Annotated in this window: 2 protein-coding genes; both read right to left on the bottom strand. The window is 62.8% G+C overall.

From position 1 onward, the window contains the following. Nucleotides 1–106: 106 nt before the first annotated feature. Complete coding sequence (locus tag EB084_26415) at nucleotides 107–391, bottom strand: hypothetical protein (protein NDD31797.1); 285 nt, start codon at nucleotides 389–391, stop codon at nucleotides 107–109. A 219-nt stretch (nucleotides 392–610) separates the two neighbouring features. Next, on the bottom strand, nucleotides 611–895 hold the full coding sequence (locus tag EB084_26410) for a hypothetical protein (protein NDD31796.1): 285 nt from the start codon (nucleotides 893–895) through the stop codon (nucleotides 611–613). Nucleotides 896–1,049 lie beyond the last annotated feature (154 nt).

Raw genomic sequence — 1,049 nt, 5'->3', positions numbered from 1 at the left:
CAGCAGAGCGGCCAGTGCTGCAGCCGACACGCGCGACGCTGCTCGCCGCGACGACGAGGCACGCATGTTGAACGCTGTTATCTCCCGCGTAAGCGCAATGCGCAATTTAGGGCTGCCTGCTGCTGGCCGCATCGTCGACGAGCTGCACGGCAATCTGCCTCGAGCTCAGCGTCAGCGTATCGCAGCACATGCAGTAGCAATCGTCCGCGAGCGTCGCGAGGTCGAGGCAGCAGGCGACGACTTGGTCAAGCTGGCTGAATTGACCCTGCGGTATGAATCGGCTCGCGCGCGTCTGGTTGGTCTGGTTGCCGACGTCAACGCGTGGCGCGCGCTGCGTCCCGCTGGCTACCCGAGAACTATGTGGGAGGAATTCTACAGTGCCTCGCAGCATCGACGGACACCGTGCCGACTGCCCCTGTCCCGCGTGCGAAGCACGACGCCGTGGGACAGGAACTTCAGAAATTCTGACAGTTCGGCTGTCACCTAAAGTGCGAGCCTGGTTGCTAGCACGACCCGAGGGAGTCCGCGCTTGGCTCGAGGAGCGAGCGCAACGCGAGATGACGGAATGAAAAAAGAGCCCCGCCGAAGCGGGGCTTTTGTTTTGTCGAGCTCAGTGCGTGTGCAGGATGTTCCACAACAGGCTGCCGATGCCAGCTATGGCACCGATGAGCGCTGCGAGCACGGTAGCCGAAGCCTGCACGTGCTGGCCGCGCTTGATGACAGCAGAGCGGCGTTCCTCTAGGCTTGATTCGCTGTCGTGCTGCATCCGCGTCTCGATGCGCGTGATGCGGTCGTGGTCTGAGCGCTGAATCTCCCGTAGCTCGTCGAGCTCCTCGAGCACAATCGAGAGGCTATGCTCGGTGAGCTTTGCCGCCGTCAGGAGGTCGATTAACACTTTGGACACCAGGTTCGGCCTCCAATCGTTCGATGAGTATGCGCAGCGCGGCCAGCTGAGCCGCGAGCTGCTGTCGTCTCTCGTCGTGCGTCATGCTGCTCACTTGAGCCACCCGCGGCTCATCGCGTAAGCGAGCGCAAGCACCGCCGCCGTG

The organism is Pseudomonadota bacterium (assembly GCA_010028905.1).
Lineage (GTDB): Bacteria > Vulcanimicrobiota > Xenobia > RGZZ01 > RGZZ01 > RGZZ01.
This window is presented reverse-complemented; position numbering and strand designations above follow the sequence as displayed.

Excerpts from the sequence above, each read along its gene's own strand:
- EB084_26415 (NDD31797.1), bottom strand. The coding sequence starts at position 391 with ATGCTGCGAGGCACTGTAGAATTCCTCCCACATAGTTCTCGGGTAGCC.